The 17,750-nt window shown below is 73.0% G+C and carries 11 protein-coding genes; 7 read left to right on the forward strand and 4 right to left on the reverse strand.

The genetic code is table 11. From position 1 onward, the window contains the following. Nucleotides 1–651: 651 nt before the first annotated feature. Both FGI33_RS00585 and FGI33_RS00590 read left to right on the forward strand, forming a co-directional pair. Nucleotides 652–2,418, forward strand: a complete 1,767-nt coding sequence (locus FGI33_RS00585; RefSeq protein WP_237582448.1) for an ABC transporter ATP-binding protein — start codon at nt 652–654, stop codon at nt 2,416–2,418. After that, nucleotides 2,415–4,223: an ABC transporter ATP-binding protein gene (locus FGI33_RS00590; RefSeq protein ID WP_119402321.1), complete on the forward strand. Its 1,809-nt coding sequence runs from the start codon at nt 2,415–2,417 to the stop codon at nt 4,221–4,223. The genes FGI33_RS00585 and FGI33_RS00590 overlap by 4 nt, the downstream gene beginning before the upstream one ends. A gap of 72 nt (nt 4,224–4,295) precedes the next feature. Here the strand turns inward: FGI33_RS00590 and FGI33_RS00595 are convergent, their stop codons facing one another. From FGI33_RS00595 to FGI33_RS00605, 3 genes are all read right to left on the reverse strand, one after another. After that, on the reverse strand, nt 4,296–4,733 hold the full coding sequence (locus FGI33_RS00595; RefSeq protein ID WP_237582104.1) for a hypothetical protein: 438 nt from the start codon (nt 4,731–4,733) through the stop codon (nt 4,296–4,298). Nucleotides 4,734–4,853: 120 nt separating this feature from the next. Next, the gene (locus FGI33_RS00600; RefSeq protein WP_237582105.1) at nt 4,854–5,174 is read right to left on the reverse strand and encodes an MGMT family protein; all 321 of its coding nucleotides are present in this window, start codon (nt 5,172–5,174) and stop codon (nt 4,854–4,856) included. 3 nt (nt 5,175–5,177) lie between these two features. After that, the gene (locus FGI33_RS00605; RefSeq protein ID WP_119402348.1) at nt 5,178–5,630 is read right to left on the reverse strand and encodes a GNAT family N-acetyltransferase; all 453 of its coding nucleotides are present in this window, start codon (nt 5,628–5,630) and stop codon (nt 5,178–5,180) included. Between the two features lie 248 nt (nt 5,631–5,878). On the opposite strand from FGI33_RS00605, the gene FGI33_RS00610 reads away from it, so the two are divergent. The 5 genes from FGI33_RS00610 (at nt 5,879) to FGI33_RS00630 (ending at nt 16,844) form a co-directional block, all read left to right on the forward strand. Further along, nucleotides 5,879–7,093: an NADP-dependent isocitrate dehydrogenase gene (locus FGI33_RS00610; protein ID WP_104237250.1), complete on the forward strand. Its 1,215-nt coding sequence runs from the start codon at nt 5,879–5,881 to the stop codon at nt 7,091–7,093. 246 nt (nt 7,094–7,339) lie between these two features. Next, nucleotides 7,340–10,939: a S8 family serine peptidase gene (locus FGI33_RS00615; protein WP_237582106.1), complete on the forward strand. Its 3,600-nt coding sequence runs from the start codon at nt 7,340–7,342 to the stop codon at nt 10,937–10,939. Between the two features lie 292 nt (nt 10,940–11,231). Continuing rightward, nucleotides 11,232–14,849, forward strand: coding sequence for a S8 family serine peptidase (locus FGI33_RS00620; protein WP_119434822.1), 3,618 nt, complete (start codon nt 11,232–11,234; stop codon nt 14,847–14,849). Between the two features lie 109 nt (nt 14,850–14,958). Further along, nucleotides 14,959–16,002: an ATP-binding cassette domain-containing protein gene (locus tag FGI33_RS00625; RefSeq protein ID WP_237582108.1), complete on the forward strand. Its 1,044-nt coding sequence runs from the start codon at nt 14,959–14,961 to the stop codon at nt 16,000–16,002. Next, the gene (locus tag FGI33_RS00630) at nt 15,999–16,844 is read left to right on the forward strand and encodes an ABC transporter permease (RefSeq protein WP_119435493.1); all 846 of its coding nucleotides are present in this window, start codon (nt 15,999–16,001) and stop codon (nt 16,842–16,844) included. The genes FGI33_RS00625 and FGI33_RS00630 overlap by 4 nt, the downstream gene beginning before the upstream one ends. Nucleotides 16,845–16,869: 25 nt before the next feature. Here FGI33_RS00630 and purU read toward each other — a convergent pair whose 3' ends face one another. Continuing rightward, a complete protein-coding gene (purU, locus tag FGI33_RS00635; protein WP_119435492.1) occupies nt 16,870–17,742 on the reverse strand; it encodes a formyltetrahydrofolate deformylase in 873 nt (290 codons plus the stop codon). Nucleotides 17,743–17,750 lie beyond the last annotated feature (8 nt).

Raw genomic sequence — 17,750 nt, forward strand, 5'->3', positions numbered from 1 at the left:
GAACCGCGAGCGGCCCTCCGCGCGTCCGCCCCGCACGAACAGAGCCCGGCCCGCATCCTCGGATGCAGGCCGGGCTCTTGTGCGTGCAGCCCGTGATCCATATCCTGGAAGGCTGCCTGGAGCGGCCATTCACGTGGTCGATCGGTGCGGCCCACACGTGAATCGCATACGCAGCCAGGGAGGGTGTCATGACCACGACATCGACGACAGACACACGCACGACCTCGAGCCGGATCGGCACGGCGGCCGCTGCCGTGACCCCGTCCCGCGGTCCGCTCCGCTAGCTGCCGGTCCCGTGCGACGCCCCGGCGTCGCGCGCGCGGCCTCCGACCGCCGGCGGTCGTGCCGGCCGCACGGCTCGTCCCCCCTCCTCCACGGCGTCTCCCCACGGAGCGCCGGTGGCCGCCTGACGCGACCGCCGGGATCCCGCGGCCGCTCCACCGATCCTTTCCCGGTGGGCACCGCTCCGCCCCACCAGATCGCCCCCTCTCCTCCGCCGCGCGCGTCCTGACGCGCGCGGCCGCCCCGCACGTCCGGCCGCGCATCGGCCGACTACAGAAGGAATGACACGTGTCCACCTCACCGCCCGCTTCGCCCGACCAGGCGCCCTCCGAGCGGCACGGCCCCCGTCCCGGCACCATCGCGGTGCTCATGCGCCTGCTGCCGTTCGCCCGGCCCGCCATGCCCAGCATCATCGCGGGCATGGTGGTCGCGCTCGTCGGCTCGCTGCTGTCCCTCGTCATCCCGCAGATCCTCCGCGGCCTCGTCGACGGGCCGCTCGGCGACGGCGACTCCGCCGCCGTGGTGCCCGCGGTGCTCCTGATCCTCGGCCTCGGGATCCTCGAGGCCGCCATGATCGCCCTCCGCCGCTGGTTCGTGCTCAAGCCCGGCACGCTCATGGAGGCGGACATGCGGAACGCGTTCTACCGGAAGCTGCAGCGGCTGCCCGTCGCCTTCCACGACCGGTGGCAGAGCGGCCAGCTCCTGTCGCGCATGGTCAGCGACCTGAACCTCATCCGCCGCTGGATGGCGTTCGGCCTCGTGCTGTTCATCGTCAACATCCTCACGATCCTCGTGGGCATCGGCTTCCTGGTCTCCATCGACTGGCGCCTCGGGCTCGGCTTCCTCGTGTGCTCCATCCCGCTCTGGGTCTACGGCTACCTCTTCGAGCAGAAGTACTCGTCGGTGGCCCGGCTCAGTCAGGACCAGTCCGGCGACCTCGCCACGAGCGTCGAGCAGTCGGTGCACGGGATCCGCGTGCTCAAGGCGTTCGGTCGCGGCAAGCACATGCACGACGCGTTCGCCGAGCAGGCGGAGGAGCTGCGCGGCACGGAGATCAAGAAGGCGAAGGCCATCGCCGGCATCTGGCTGTGGCTGCTGCTGGTGCCCGACCTGACCTTCGCGCTCGCGCTGCTCGGCGGCGTGCTGCTCGCGTCCGCGGGGGAGATCTCGGTGGGCGACCTCGTGGCGTTCTTCGCGACCGCCGCCGTGCTCCGCTGGCCGATCGAGTCGGTGGGCTTCCTGCTGTCGATGACCTTCGACGCGCAGACGGCCATCGACCGCTACTTCGAGGTGATGGACGAGGAGGACGTGATCACGGATCCCGCGACGCCCGTGCGCATCCAGGAGCCCCGCGGCCACCTCGTGTTCCGGGCCGCGCGCTTCCGCTACCAGGACGCGGTCGACGGCCAGGCCGACCTCATCGACGGCGTCGACCTCGACCTCCGACCCGGGGAGACGATGGCGCTCGTCGGCGTCACCGGCTGCGGCAAGTCGACGCTCACGGCGCTCACGACGCGGCTCTACGACGTGACCGGCGGCAGCATCGAGCTCGACGGCGTGGACATCCGCGACCTGGGGCTCGAGGAGCTGCGCCGCCGCATCGCCATGGCGTTCGAGGACGCCACGCTGTTCTCCTCGACCGTGCGCGACAACGTGCTGCTCGGCCGCCCCGACCTCGCCGACGGCGGGCCCGAGGCGGAGCGCGTGCTGCAGGAGGCGCTCGACATCGCGCAGGCGGGCTTCGTGCGCGATCTGCCCGACGGCGTCGACACGACCGTCGGCGAGGAGGGGCTCAGCCTCTCCGGCGGCCAGCGCCAGCGGCTCGCCCTGGCGCGGGCCGTGGCCGCGGCGCCGGACGTGCTGGTGCTCGACGACCCGCTCTCGGCGCTCGACGTCGACACGGAGGCGCTCGTCGAGGCCGCGCTGCGCCGCGTGCTCGCCTCCACCACCGCGCTGATCGTGGCGCACCGCCCCTCGACCGTGATGCTCGCGGACCGGGTGGCGCTCATGCAGGACGGCCGCATCACCGCGGTCGGCCGGCACTCCGACCTGCTCGCCACCAGCGAGCACTACCGGTTCGTCATCTCGAGCCTGGACGTGGAAGGGAACACCGTGCGCGAGGAGGCCTCAGCATGAGCGTCACCGGAGTCACCGGCGAGGAGAGGGACGACTTCTCCCGCGCCGAGAGCAAGCAGATCCGCCGGCGCTCGACCCGGCTGCTCGTCAGCACCATTCAGCCGGTCAAGCGGACGCTGATCCTCACGGCCGCGACGATCCTCGTGGCCACGGCCGCGAACGTCGCGGGCCCCGCCCTCATCGGCATCGGGCTCGACCGCGCGCTGCCGTCGCTGCTGGACACGGGCGACCCCACGCTGCTCGCGCTCGTCATCGGGGCGTACGTCCTCGTCGCGGTCACGGGCGCCGTGCTGGTCGCGAAGTACCAGGTGATGTCGGCGCGCATCGCCCAGGAGATCCTCCTCGACCTCCGCAAGCGCATGTTCCTGCACACGCAGAAGCTGAGCTTGGAGTTCCACGAGACGTACACGTCCGGCCGGATCATCTCCCGCCAGACGAGCGACCTCGACTCCATCCGCGAGCTCCTCAACGGCGGCATCAACCAGCTCGTGCAGGGCGCGCTCTACATGGCGTTCACCGCGATCGCGCTGTTCTCCTTCGACTGGGTGTCGGGCCTCGTGCTGCTCGCGGCGCTCGTGCCGCTGTTCTTCCTGAGCCTCTGGTTCGCCGTGAAGTCGCAGGCGCTGTTCCGCCAGACGCGCGTGAAGTCCGCGCGGCTGATCGTGCACTTCGTCGAGACCATGACGGGCATCCGCGCCGTGAAGGCCTTCCGCAAGGAGAAGCGCAACGCGGAGGAGTTCTCGGAGCACGTCGAGGGCTACCGCGACACCAACATGCGCGTGATCCAGGTGTTCGGCATCTTCGACCCCGGCCTCATCCTCATCGGCAACATCACCGTCGCGGTGGTGCTCCTGGTGGGCGGCCTGCGCGTCGCGGACGGGCAGCTCGGCATCGGCGCGCTGCTCGCGGTCGTGCTCTACACGCGCCAGTTCTTCGGGCCGGCGCAGGACATGGCGATGTTCTACAACAGCTACCAGTCGGCGTCGGCCGCGCTCGAGAAGATCTCGGGCGTGCTCGAGGAGGAGCCGAGCGTGCCGGATCCCGTGGAGCCGGTCGACCTGTGGGAGTCCACGGGCCACGTGTCGTTCGAGGGCGTCGAGTTCGGCTACGGGAAGGGCAAGACGATCCTGCCGCGCTTCGACCTCGACATGCCGGCCGGGCAGACCATCGCGCTCGTCGGATCCACCGGGGCGGGCAAGACCACGCTCGCGAAGCTCATCTCCCGGTTCTACGACCCGTCCGGCGGGCGCGTGGCGCTCGACGGGATCGACCTGCGCGACCTGCACCCGAAGGACCTGCGCCGCGCCATCGTCATGGTGACGCAGGAGGCGTACCTGTTCTCCGGATCCGTGGCCGACAACATCGCGATCGGCAAGCCCGACGCGACGCGGGGCGAGATCCGGGAGGCCGCGGAGGCCGTCGGGGCGCACACGTTCATCGAGTCGCTGCCGGACGGCTACGACACCGACGTGAACAAGCGCGGCGGCCGGGTGTCGGCGGGGCAGCGCCAGCTGATCTCGTTCGCCCGGGCGTTCCTCGCGGACCCGGCGGTGCTGATCCTCGACGAGGCGACGAGCTCGCTCGACATCCCGAGCGAGCGGCTCGTGCAGCAGGGCCTCACGACGCTGCTCGCGGACCGGACGGCGATCATCATCGCGCACCGGCTGTCGACCGTCGCGATCGCGGACCGCGTGCTCGTCATGGAGCAGGGCCGCATCGTCGAGGACGGGACGCCGGAGTCGCTCATCCAGGGCACCGGCCGCTTCTCGCAGCTGCATGCGGCGTGGCGGGAGTCGCTGGTCTAGCGCGACGCGCGATCGCGGCCCGGGTGCCTCCCGCAGGGGAGGCGCCCGGGCCGCGTCGTGTCCGGGGCGCGGTCAGAGGTCGAGCGCGGGGGAGCCCTCCGGGAGCCACGCGCGCACGGCGTCGCCGTCCGCGGCAGCCAGCCAGCCGTCGCCGCACGACATGGTCGCGGCGGGGAACGGATCCGGCCACCACGTGTCCTGCACGGACGGCGCGGGGGCGTCGGCGGGCGCCGCGGCGCAGCCCAGCTGGTCCGCCGGCGTCGCGGAGCGGAACCCGAGGATCGCGCCCTCGCCGCGCAGCGATGTCTTGATGCGGACGTCGGTCGCGTCCGCGGGGATCCAGGCCGGGAGGCGTCCGTCCGCGTCCGCCGCCGTGGCGTAGACGCGCGCGTCCGCCGGGGTGGTCATGCCGCCGACGGCGCTCGCCGCGCCGCAGCCGCCCAGGGTCAGCACGGCGATGGTGGCGAGCGGGGCGGCGGCGAGGGCACGGACGGACCGGGGACGGGGCATGCTCCCAGTCCAGCGGAGCGGGATCCGCGGCGCATCGGCCGCGAGGCCCCGGCCGTGGTCCCGGAGCATGATCCGCGCTCGGCCGGCAGGCGGACGAGCGGGTCGCCGGGCGTCAGCGCATCACGGGAACCAGCGGGCCGCCTCGAGGTCGACGCGGTAGCCGGCATCGGTCGGGGCGTCGACCAGCGGCGTGCCCTCGGCCTCGTAGCGGGGCCGCGCCTCGTGCGCGAGCCCGGTCGGCGGGTGCCCGCCGGCCCGGAGCACGCGCCACCAGGGGAGCCCGGCGCCGTGGTAGCGCAGCACCATGCCCACCGCGCGGGCGCCGCGGCGGCCGAAGACGGCGGCGACGTCGCCGTAGGTCATGACGCGGCCCGACGGGATCTCGGCGACGACCTCGAGCACGCGGTCGGTGAACTCGCCCGGGGTGGCGAAGACGGCCACGCGCTAGAGCGCCAGCGCGCCGATGGCCTCGCCGTACTGGGTCTCGCCGATGACCTCGAAGCCGACGTGGGTGAAGAACTCCTCGGGGCCGTCCTCGCCCGGCTCCCACACGACCGTGAGCCGCTCGAAGCCGCGCGAGCGCGCCTCGTCCGCGAGCGCGAGGACCGCGAACCGGCCGACGCCGTGGCCCTGCGCGTCGGCGTCGACGTTGATGCGCCAGATGCAGCTGCGGAAGATCTCCTCGTGGGCCTCGGGGTCGAAGTTGCCCATGATGAAGCCGACGACCTCGCCGTCCTCCACGACCACGCGCGGCCACGCGGTGGTGGGGTTCACGTAGGCCTCGGCGATGGAGTGCGACACGGGGGCGACGTAGTTCTCCTGCCCCGGCTTGAGCGTCAGCGTGTTGGCCGCCACGATCGTGCGGGCGCTCAGCTCTTCGAGTGTCATGTCGCTCATGGCCACAGGGTATCGGGCGGGCCTCCGTCGGGCCAGGTGCCGCGGGCCCGGTCGGGAGGGCGTGCCGCGAGGCCGCGCGGGAGGCGGCGCGGGAGCGCGGATCCGCCCGTGACCCGCCGATGTCTCGATGTCGAGAGACAGGGGCCGCCGGGTAGGCTGGCCCACGGATCCACCGGCGACGAGCCGGACCCGGCGCGCGCCGACGGAGACGCGCATCGGAGGCGACCGACGAGCATGAGGAGGACTTCGTGGAGAAGATCAAGGTAGAGGGGACCGTCGTCGAGCTCGACGGCGACGAGATGACGCGCATCATCTGGCAGTCCATCAAGGACACGCTCATCCACCCGTACCTCGACATCGACCTCGAGTACTACGACCTGGGCATCGAGAAGCGCGACGAGACCGACGACCAGATCACGATCGACGCGGCGAACGCCATCAAGAAGCACGGCGTCGGCGTCAAGTGCGCGACCATCACGCCCGACGAGGCGCGCGTCGAGGAGTTCGGCCTCAAGAAGATGTGGCGCTCGCCGAACGGCACCATCCGCAACATCCTGGGCGGCACGATCTTCCGCGAGCCCATCATCATCAGCAACATCCCGCGCCTCGTGCCCGGCTGGAACAAGCCGATCATCGTCGGCCGCCACGCGTTCGGCGACCAGTACCGCGCCACCGACTTCCGCTTCGAGGGCGAGGGCACGCTCACGATGACCTTCACGCCCAAGGACGGCTCCGAGCCGCAGCAGTTCGAGGTGTTCCAGAGCCCCGGATCCGGCGTCGCGATGGGCATGTACAACCTCGACGACTCGATCCGCGACTTCGCGCGCGCCTCGCTCTCCTACGGCCTCGCCCGCAACTACCCCGTGTACCTCTCCACCAAGAACACGATCCTCAAGGCCTACGACGGCCGCTTCAAGGACCTGTTCCAGGAGGTCTTCGAGGCCGAGTACGCCGACCAGTTCGCCGCCGCGGGCCTCACCTACGAGCACCGCCTCATCGACGACATGGTCGCCGCATCGCTCAAGTGGGAGGGCGGCTACGTCTGGGCCTGCAAGAACTACGACGGCGACGTGCAGTCCGACACCGTCGCGCAGGGCTTCGGCTCGCTCGGCCTCATGACGAGCGTGCTCACCACGCCCGACGGCAAGGTCGTCGAGGCGGAGGCCGCGCACGGCACCGTCACGCGCCACTACCGCCAGCACCAGCAGGGCAAGCCCACGTCGACGAACCCGATCGCGTCCATCTACGCCTGGACCCGGGGCCTCGCGCACCGCGCCAAGCTCGACGGCAACGACGCGCTGAAGACGTTCGCGGACACCCTCGAGGACGTCGTCATCACGACGGTCGAGAGCGGCAAGATGACGAAGGACCTCGCGCTCCTCGTCGGGCCGGACCAGCCGTACCAGACGACCGAGGAGTTCCTCGCGTCGCTCGCGGACAACCTGCAGACGCGCCTGGCCTGATCCCGCGGGCGTCCCCGACGCCGCCGCACGCCGAGAGGCCCCGCCCCCGATCCGGGGGCGGGGCCTCTCGCGTGCCGGGGCGCGCGTGGCGTGTGCAGAGGGCCGACGGGGGCCGCGGATCCGTCCCTACGGTTCTCCCCATCGCGTCGACGACGCGACTCCGCGACGCCGGCCGGTGCCCTCCTGCGCACCTCGGGCTCCGCGGATCCACGAGCCGGCCGAGGTCGGCGACAGGAGGGAACAGCCATGCCCATCCACCGAGACCCGCTCCCGCCCGGCCGGAGGGCCCGGCTCCGCGCGGCACGTCCCCTCGCGGCCTGCGGGCTCGCCGTGGCGCTCGTCGTCGCCGGGGGATCCGCCGCCGGCGCCGCGGTCCTCCCGCAGGCCGCCGTGCCGCTCGACGCGGCGGACGGCCACTACCTCGTCACGCTCAAGGACCAGCCGGCGGCGACCTACGACGGCACGCTCGACGGGCTCGCCCGCACGGAGGTCGACGCCGGCGCCCGCCTCGACGCGGAGTCGGACGCCGTCCAGCGCTACACCGACCACCTCGCGCGGGCGCAGCGCTCCGTCGCCGACTCGGTCGGCGTCACGCCCATCCACCAGTACTCCCTCACGACGAACGGCTTCTCCGCGAAGCTCACCGCCGACCAGGTGAAGGCGCTGGCGCACGACGGCGACGTCCTCAGCGTCGAGCCCGACCGGACGCTGCACCCGCAGTCGACGCCCGCCATCCGCTCCCTCGGCCTCGAGGGCGACCACGGGCTGTGGGCCGCCGCGGGCGGTGCGGACCACGCCGGCGCGGGGACGGTGATCGGCGACATCGACACCGGCATCGCCCCCGACAACCCGTCCTTCGCGGGGAGGCCCCTCGGTTCGGCCCCGGGCGACGAGCCCTACCGCGACGGGACGGGCATCGCGTTCCGGAAGGCCGACGGCAGCGTCTTCCACGGCACGTGCGAGGCGGGCGACGGCTTCACGGCCGCCGACTGCTCCACCAAGCTCATCGGAGCGCGGTCGTACATCGCCGGGAGGGACCTCGGGGAGTCCCCGCTGGGACCGCAGGAGAAGGCGTCGCCGCTCGACACGGACGGGCACGGATCGCACACGGCCAGCACGGCCGCGGGTGACGCGGGCGTCCCCGCCGTGATCCAGGGCCGCACCCTCGACACCATCGCGGGCGTGGCCCCGGCCGCGAGGATCGCCGCGTACAAGGTCTGCTGGGACGGCCCCGACCCGTCGGTGGAGACGGACGACGGATGCGCCGTCTCCGACATCGTCGCGGCCATCGACCAGGCCACGGCCGACGGGGTCGACGTCATCAACATGTCGCTCGGCGGCGACGGTCCGTCACCGGACGAGGAGCAGCGCGCCCTCCTCGGCGCCGCGAGCGCGGGGATCTTCGTCGCCGCGTCCGCGGGCAACAGCGGCCCGGACGCGGGCACCGTCTCGAACCTGGAGCCGTGGGTGACCACGGTCGCCGCCAGCAGCGTCCCCGACAACTACTCCGCGACGCTGACCCTGGGCGACGGTCGGAGGTTCGCGGGCGCGTCCCTCATGGGCCCCTCGCCGGTGTCGGGCCCGCTCGTGCGGGCGGCGGCCTCGGGCGTCGCCGGCGCGACGTCCCCGGAGTTGTGCGGCAAGGGCACGCTGGATCCGGCCAAGGTGCGGGGCCGCATCGTGCAGTGCGACCGCGGCGTCTCGGCGCGCGTCGACAAGAGCGCGGAGATCAAGCGGGCCGGCGGGATCGGCATGGTCCTCACGAACGTGAAGGCCGACTCGGAGGACCTCGACAGCCACGCCGTGCCGACCGTGCACGTGGACGTCGACGCCCGCCCGGCCGTCGTCGCCTACGCCGCGGAGGCCGGCGCCACCGCGACGCTCACCGCCGGCAACGCCTCGGGCGTCGAGCGCCCGGCTCCGCAGGTGACCGGCTTCAGCTCCCGCGGCCCCGACGCGGCGGACGGCGCCGACATCATCAAGCCCGACATCACGGCGCCCGGCTCGGGGATCCCCGCCGCGTACAAGGACATCGACGGCCGGCCGGGCTTCGCCGCGCTCTCGGGCACGTCCATGTCCTCCCCGCACATCGCTGGGTTCGCGCTCGTGTACCTCGGCATCCACCCGACGGCGTCGCCGTCCGAGATCAAGTCCGCGATGATGACCACCGCGACGGACACGTCGGACGCGCAGGGGAAGGCCGCCACGGATCCCTTCGCGCAGGGCGCCGGCGAGATCGCGTCCGCGCGCTACCTGCACCCCGGCCTCGTGTACGCGAGCGGTCCGCGGGACTGGGCGGGGTACGCCGCGCAGACCGGGCTCGAGCTGCCGCATCCCGTGGCGGCGGTGCCGGTGTCCCAGCTCAACCTGCCCAGCATCGCGGTCGGGTCGCTCATCGGCGGCACGACCGTCACCCGCACCGTGACCTCGCAGGCCGCGGGGACCTGGAAGGCGTCCGTGCAGGGCCTGGCCGGCGCCGACGTGACCGTCAGCCCGGCGAGGCTGACCTTCACGGCGCCGGGCCAGACGCGCACCTTCCACGTGCGCATCCAGGCGAAGGCCGGAGCGTCCACCGGCGCGTGGACGACCGGGTCCCTCACCTGGACGGGCCCCGGCGGGACCGTCCGCAGCCCCGTCGCCGTGCGGCCGCAGGCGGTCGACGCCCCGGCGCGCGTGTCGGGCAGCGGGGCCACCGGGAAGGTCGCCGTGCAGGTGACCTCGGGCGTCGCGGGCCGCCTGGCGCTCACGGCCTCCGGGCTCGCGGCGGGGCAGCTGCTCCACGACCCGTCCGGCGCGCGGAGCGGACCCACGGGATCCCTCGCGCAGTCCGAGGACTTCGCGCTGCCGCTCACCGTCGCGGCCGGCCAGCGGGCGCTGGTGCTCGACGCGACGCCGCGCGACGGCGCCTCCGACCTGGCCATGGAGCTGGAGAGCGTGGGAGCGGACGGCACGCGGAAGGTCGTGGACGTGCAGCAGACGTCGTCGCCGTCCGAGCGCATCGTCGTGCCGGCGCCCCCGGCCGGGTCGTACGTCGTGACCGTGGAGGCGGAGTCCGTGGCGGGCACGGCGGACGAGGCGGACTTCGACCTGACCCGCTACGACGTCGCCGCCTCGGGCGGCCAGGGGTCCTTCGCGGTGACGCCCGCGCAGCTCCCCGTGACGCCGGGCCGGAAGGCGACCTACACCGCGTCGTGGTCCGGGCTCCCCGCGGGATCGGACTACGTCGGGCTCGTCTCCTACGCGGGATCCGACGCGACGACCCTCGTCGACGTCACGACGCCGGCCGTCGCGACCCCGCCCGTCGCGAGCGCGCCGCCCGTCATCAGCGGAACGCCCGACGTCGGGCAGACGCTGACCGCGTCCACCGGCACGTGGACCCCGGCCGGCACGACGTTCGCGACGCAGTGGCTGTCGGACGGGAAGCCCTTCGGCGGCGCGACGGGCTCGTCCCTCCGCGTCACGCCGGCGCTCGCCGGCACCGCGCTCGCCGCGCGCGTGACGGCCACCGCGCCGGGCGGCGCGACGGGGGTCGCCACGAGCGCCGCCGTCACCGTCCGGTACGCGCCCGACGTCCGCCTGACGCTCACCACGCCGCCCGGCACGCCCAGCGGTACGGCGTGCGTCGAGGTCACCGTCCGGAGCGGCGCGGCCCAGGCGGCCACGGGGGCGGTCGCCCTGTCCGTCGACCAGCGGACGTACCGGATCCCGCTCGACGGGTCGGGCGCGGGGCATCTCGACGTCTCCGGCATCGAGCCGGGCGACCACGCCGTTGACGCGTCGTACCCCGGCGACCACCTGGTCGGCGCCGGCACGAGCCCCGTGCGGAGGTGGCACGTGGCGGGCTGACGCGCGGGCGGGACGGAGGGGCGGGTGCCGACGGTACCCGCCCCTCCGTCGTTCGCGGAGCGGATGTCGCCAGACGGCTCCCTGGAAACCCGCCGTACGTGGGGTGTCCGAGCCGGGTCGCGGGCAGGCGGGCGGGATCGGTGGATCGCCCGCATGACGGGCGTCTGAGCGCCCCCGGCAACTGTTACACGGCGGTAACACCCAGCCGTTCTCAGGGCGAATACCCGGGGTATGTTGAGGATTCGTGCGCGTCTCGGGGCGCGCGCGGGCCACTCATCCCCACTCGAAGGACGTGTTCGTGATCCCACGCTCCATCCGGCTCCGCTCGGAGTCCGACCGCGCATCATCCCTGCGCAGGGCGACGGCCTCCGTCGCCGTCACCGCCCTCGTCGCCGCCGGCCTCGTCACGTTCGGAGCGGGGGGCGCGTTCGCCGCCCCGGCGCCGACCGTCGCGAAGCAGGCGTCCGACCTGAAGGACGGCCGCTACATCGTGACCCTCGCCGACGAGGCTGCCGCGACCTACCAGGGCGGCGTCTCCGGACTCGCCGCCACCGAGGCCCGCTCGGGCACGCAGCTCGACGCGGGATCCGCCCCCGTCACGGCGTACACGGACTACCTCGAGGGACAGCAGGAGGATGTCGCCGCCAGCGTCGGCGCCGACATCGACTACTCGTACTCCCTGACGGTCAACGGCTTCTCGGCGGACCTCACCGCCGAGCAGGCCGCGAAGCTCTCGAGCGACCGCAAGGTCCTGAGCGTCGAGCCCGACCGGATCTACCACCCCACCTCCACCCCCGCGGCCGACTTCCTCGGCCTCACCGGCCCCGACGGCGTCTGGGCGAAGACGGGCGGCCAGGAGAACGCGGGCGAGGGCGCCGTCATCGGCGTCATCGACACCGGCATCGCGCCCGAGAACCCGTCGTTCGCGGGCGAGCCGCTCGGCACCGCGGCGGGCGACGCGCCCTACCGCGACGGATCCACGATCCGCTTCGACAAGGGCGACGGCACGCAGTTCGCCGGCGTCTGCCAGACCGGCGAGCAGTTCACCGCGGCCGACTGCAGCACGAAGATCGTCGGCGCGCGCTACTTCGTGGACGGCTTCGGCAAGGCCAACATCGGCAACGCCTCGACGGGCGAGTACGTCTCTCCGCGCGACGGCGACGGCCACGGCTCGCACACCGCGTCCACCGCGGCGGGCGACGCCGGCGTGGAGGCCACCATCGACGGCAACCCGCTCGGCGAGATCTCGGGCGTCGCACCGGCGTCGAAGATCGCGGCCTACAAGGTCTGCTGGTCGGGCCCCGACAACTCCACGCAGGACGACGACGGCTGCGCCGGCGCGGACCTCGTGGCCGCCATCGAGCAGGCGACCGAGGACGGCGTCGACGTCATCAACTACTCCATCGGCGGCGGATCCGCGCAGACCACGTTCTCCGCGACCGACCAGGCGTTCCTGGGCGCCGCGAGCGCGGGCATCTTCGTCTCCGCCTCCGCGGGCAACTCCGGCCCGGGCGCCTCCACGCTCGACAACGCGTCCCCGTGGATCACCACGGTCGCCGCGAGCACGGTCGCGGGCAACTTCGAGGCCACCGCGAAGCTCGGCGACGGGCAGCAGTTCGCGGGCTCGTCCATCACCGTGACCGAGCCGGTCACGGGCGACTTCGTCACGGCGGCCTCCGTCGCCGCGGCCGGCGCCACCACGCCGAACCTCTGCGGACCCGGATCCCTCGACCCGGCGAAGACCGCCGGCAAGATCGTCCTGTGCGAGCGCGGCACGTTCGACCGCGTGGCCAAGTCGGCCGAGGTCGAGCGCGCGGGCGGCATCGGCATGGTCCTCGTCAACCCGACGCCCAACTCGATCGACGCCGACACGCACTCCGTGCCGACCGTCCACCTCGACGCCGACGTCTACGCCGCGGTCTCCGCGTACGCGGCCACCCCCGGCGCGACCGTCACCCTGGTGCCGGGCAACACGACGGGCGTCTCCGCCCCGACCCCGCAGGTCGCCGGATTCAGCTCGCGCGGCCCGGTCCTCGCGGACGGCAGCGACATCCTCAAGCCCGACGTGACGGCGCCCGGCGTCTCGATCATCGCGGCGACGAACAACGCGGAGGGCGGCGAGCCGACCTTCGCGCTCCTGTCCGGCACCTCGATGGCGGCCCCGCACGTGGCCGGCCTCGCGCTGCTGTACCTGGGCGAGCGTCCCAACGCGTCGGTCTCCGAGATCAAGTCCGCGCTCATGACCACCGCGTACGACACGAAGGACGCGGACGGCGGCACGGTGACGGATCCCTTCACCCAGGGCGCCGGCCACGTCGACCCGACCCGCTACCTCGACGCGGGCCTGCTGTACCTCAACGACCGCAGCGACTGGGTCGCCTACCTCGCGGCCCTCGGCTACGCGACGGGCATCGACCCCGTCGACCCGTCGGAGCTCAACCTGGCGAGCATCGCGATCGGCACCCTCACGGGCTCCGAGACCGTGACGCGCGAGGTCACCTCCACCGGACCCGGCACCTACACGGCCAGCGTGCAGGGCCTCGCCGGCGTCCAGGCGGACGTCACGCCGTCCACGCTCGAGTTCACCGAGGCGGGCCAGACCAAGTCGTTCGAGGTGGCGTTCACGCGCACCACGGCGACGGTCGACGAGTACGCCACCGGCTCGCTCACCTGGACGAGCGCCGACCACGTCGTGCGCAGCCCCGTCGCCGTCAACCCCGTCTCCATCGCGGCCCCGGCCGAGGTGGATGGCACCGGGATCGACGGATCCGTGGACGTCACGGTGACCCCCGGCGCCACCGGATCCATCGCGCTCACCGCCGAGGGCCTCGCCCGCGGCGTCGTGATCCCGGACCCGGAGGACGCCTCGTCGCCCTTCACCGGCTCGGGCAAGGCCAAGGACGTCTTCGACTACCCGATCACCGTCCCGGAGGGCCAGCTGGCGACCCGGATCGACCTCGACGCGGACGACGACGCCTCCGACCTCGACCTCCAGGTGTTCCGCCTGGAGGACGGCACGCCGGTCGAGGCGTTCCAGTCGGCGACCTCGTCCGCGGACGAGTCGGTGACCATCGACACCCCGACCCCGGGCGACTACGTCGTCGAGGTCGTCGTGTTCTCGGTCCCCGCCGGGCAGTCGACCGAGGAGTTCACGGTCACGCAGTTCGACCTGTCCACGACGACGGACGAGGGCGCATTCACGGTGTCCCCGAACCCGATCGACGCGGTGCAGAGCCGGCCGGCCACCTACACGGCCTCGTGGAGCGACCTCGCCCCCGAGACCGCGTACCTCGGCCGCGTGGCGTACTCGGGCTCCGGCTTCACGACCTACGTCCGCGTCGAGTCCGGCCCGATCCCGGCCCCGGTCGCGACCGCGCCGCCCGTGATCACCGGGACCCCCGTCGCCGGCCAGACGCTCACCGCGTCGCCCGGCACCTGGGACCAGGAGGGCCTCAAGTTCTCCTACCAGTGGTTCGCGGACGGCAAGGCGCTCCCCGGTCAGACGCGCGCGACCTACAAGGTCTCGCCGTCGGTCTCGGGCAAGTCGATCACCGTCGTCGTGACGGCGAAGCCGGCCGAGGGACCCACGGGCACCGCGACCAGCGAGCCCGTCGTGGTGAAGCTGGCCAGCACGGTCACGGTGAGCGTCAAGCCGCCCGTGCTGACGAGCGCGCAGAAGGCGGTCGTCACGGTCAAGGTCGACAGCGCGGCGAAGGCGGCGCCCACGGGCACCGTCACCGTGAAGGTCGGCGCGGACTCGTTCGAGGTCACCCTCGACGCGGCCGGCACCGGACGCGTCGAGCTGCCGGCCTACGCGAAGGGCCGCTACGCGGTCACCGCGACGTACGCGGGCGACACGGCGAACGCGGCCAAGACCAGCGCGCCGAAGTACCTCTACGTGAGCCGCTGACCCGGCTGACGTAGCGAACGACCGCGGAGGGGCGGGTGCCGGGAGGCACCCGCCCCTCTCGGCGTCCGGATTCCATTGCATGCGGAAACGCGCGGCGCTAGCATGCGCCATGGCTGTCATCGAAGCCGACGGGCTCGTCAAGACCTACCACCCGCGGGGCGCCCCGCCGGTGCACGCCCTCGCGGGCCTCGGCCTCGAGGTGCCGGAGGGCACGGTCCTCGGGCTGCTCGGCCCGAACGGCGCCGGGAAGACCACGGCCGTCAAGGTCCTCACCACGCTCGTGAGGCCCGACGCGGGCAGCGCGCGCGTCGACGGCGTCGACGTCCTGACACGCGGCGCCGAGGTCCGGGCGATGATCGGCGTCTCCGGCCAGTACGCGGCCGTCGACGAGAACCTCACCGCGTTCGAGAACCTCGACATGATCGGTCGGCTCTACCACCTGGGCCGCCGCGCCTCCCGTGCCCGGGCGGACGAGCTCATCGGCACGTTCGGCCTCACGGACGCGCGCGACCGCGCGGTGAAGGGCTTCTCCGGCGGCATGCGGCGCCGCATCGACCTCGCCGGCGCGCTGGTCGCGCGCCCCCGCGTGCTCTTCCTCGACGAGCCGACCACCGGGCTGGATCCTCGCAGCCGCCTGGGCCTCTGGGACGTCATCACGCAGCTGGTGACCGAAGGCACGACCGTGCTCCTCACCACGCAGTACCTCGAGGAGGCCGACCGCCTCGCGGACGACATCGCCGTGATCGACGGCGGCACGGTGATCGCACGCGGCACGGCCGACGAGCTGAAGAGCTCCATCGGCGGGCATCGGGTGGAGGTCGCGCTCGTGCGGGAGACCGACGGGCCGGTGGTCCGCGGGATCCTGGAGCGCGCGGGCACGACGCCGGCGACGGCCTCCTCCGACGGCCGTACGCTCTCCGTGCAGGTCGCCGACGGGCCGCGGGCGCTCGCCGCGGTGCTCGGGGAGATGTCGGCCGCGGGGATCGAGCTGCACGACGCGGGCATGCGACGGCCGACCCTCGACGACGTGTTCCTCCGGCTCACCGGGCACGCGACCGCGGGGGAGGGCGACGACTCCGACACGCCCGGCGGATCCGACCCCGCGCCCGGCCGCCGCGCCGCCGGCCGGGCGCACGGGACGGACGCGGCATGACCGCCGTGGAGGACCGTCGCGTCCCGCGCCCGCCGCAGCGGGTCACTCTCGGCACGTGGCTCGACGACGGCTGGATCGCCACGCGGCGCAACCTCATCAAGATCAAGCGGCTGCCCGACATCCTCGTCTTCACGCTGATCCAGCCGATCATGTTCGTGCTGCTGTTCAGCTTCGTCTACGCGGGCGCCATCGACATCCCGGGCAGCGACTACAAGGAGTTCATCATGGCGGGCATCTTCGCCCAGACCGTGGTGTTCGGGTCGACCTACTCGGGCTCGGCGATGGCGAACGACCTCAAGGACGGGATCATCGACCGGTTCCGCACCCTGCCGATGAGCCCGTCGGCCGTGCTCGTGGGGCGGACCAACGGGGACCTCCTCATCAACGCCCTCTCGATGGTCGTGATGCTCGCGACAGGCCTCGCGGTGGGCTGGCGCGTGCGGTCGAGCCTCGGCGAGGCGCTCGCCGGCGTGGGCCTCCTCCTGCTGTTCGCGTACGCCCTCTCGTGGGTGATGGCGCTGCTCGGGATGAGCGTGCGGAGCCCGGAGGTGATCAACAACGCGTCGTTCCTCGTGCTCTTCCCGCTCACCTTCATCAGCAACGCGTTCGTGCCGAGCGACACCCTGCCGACGCCCCTGCGCGTGTTCGCCGAGTACAACCCGGTGTCGTCGGTCGTGCTCGCGGCGCGCCAGCTGTTCGGCAACGTGCCGCCGGGGACGCCGGTTCCGGAGGCGTGGACGCTGCAGCACCCGATCACGACGACGCTGGCCTGGGCGGCCGTCCTCCTCGTCGTGGCCGTGCCGCTGGCCGTGCGGAAGTACCGGACGATCAGCACGCGCTGAGCCCGGCGGGTGCCCGCCGCGCGCGTCAGCGGAAGATGATCGTGCGCGCGCCGTCGAGCAGCACGCGGTGCTCCGCGAACCAGCGCACGGCCTGCGTGAGGGTGCGCGACTCCTCGTCCTGGCCGATCGCCATGAGCTCGCGGGCGCTGCGCGAGTGATCGACCCGCACGACGTTCTGCTCCACGATCGGGCCCTCGTCGAGGTCGCTCGTGACGAAGTGGGCGGTCGCGCCGATGAGCTTCACGCCGCGCGCGTGGGCCTGCTTGTAGGGGTTCGCGCCCTTGAAGCCGGGCAGGAAGGAGTGGTGGATGTTGATGATCCGGCCGCTGAGCCGCGCGCAGAGCTCGGGGGAGAGGATCTGCATGTAGCGCGCGAGCACCACCAGCTCGACGTCGTGCTCCTCGACCGCGCGGATCACGCGGTCCTCGAACGCCCGCTTCGACGCGTCGTCCGTCACGGGCACGTGCTCGAACGGCACGCCGTAGAAGCCCGCGAGGTCGGCCAGCCTCCCGTGGTTGCTGAGCACCAGCGGGATCTCGACGGGCAGCTGGCCCGCGCGCTGCCGGAACAGCAGGTCGTTCACGCAGTGCTCGGCGGTGGATCCCAGCACGAGCGTGCGCAGCGGCCGGCCCACCTCGTCGAGGTGCCACGTCGCGTCGTACCGCTCGACCACGGCGGCGAGCGCGTCGGCCAGGCGGTCGTCGTCGGCCGCGCTCTGGATCTGCAGGCGCATGAAGAACCGGCCCGTGTCGGCGCTCGAGAACTGCTGCGACTCGGTGATGTCGCCGCCGGCCTCGACGATGGCGCCCGCGATGGCGTGCACGATGCCCGGGCGGTCGTCGCAGGAGAAGCTGAGGACGCGGTGCGGCGGACGCGCGCGGGTGGCCTGGTCGGTCATCCGTCTAG

The organism is Clavibacter phaseoli, assembly GCF_021922925.1.
In the GTDB taxonomy this organism is placed as follows: Bacteria; Actinomycetota; Actinomycetes; order Actinomycetales; family Microbacteriaceae; genus Clavibacter; species Clavibacter phaseoli.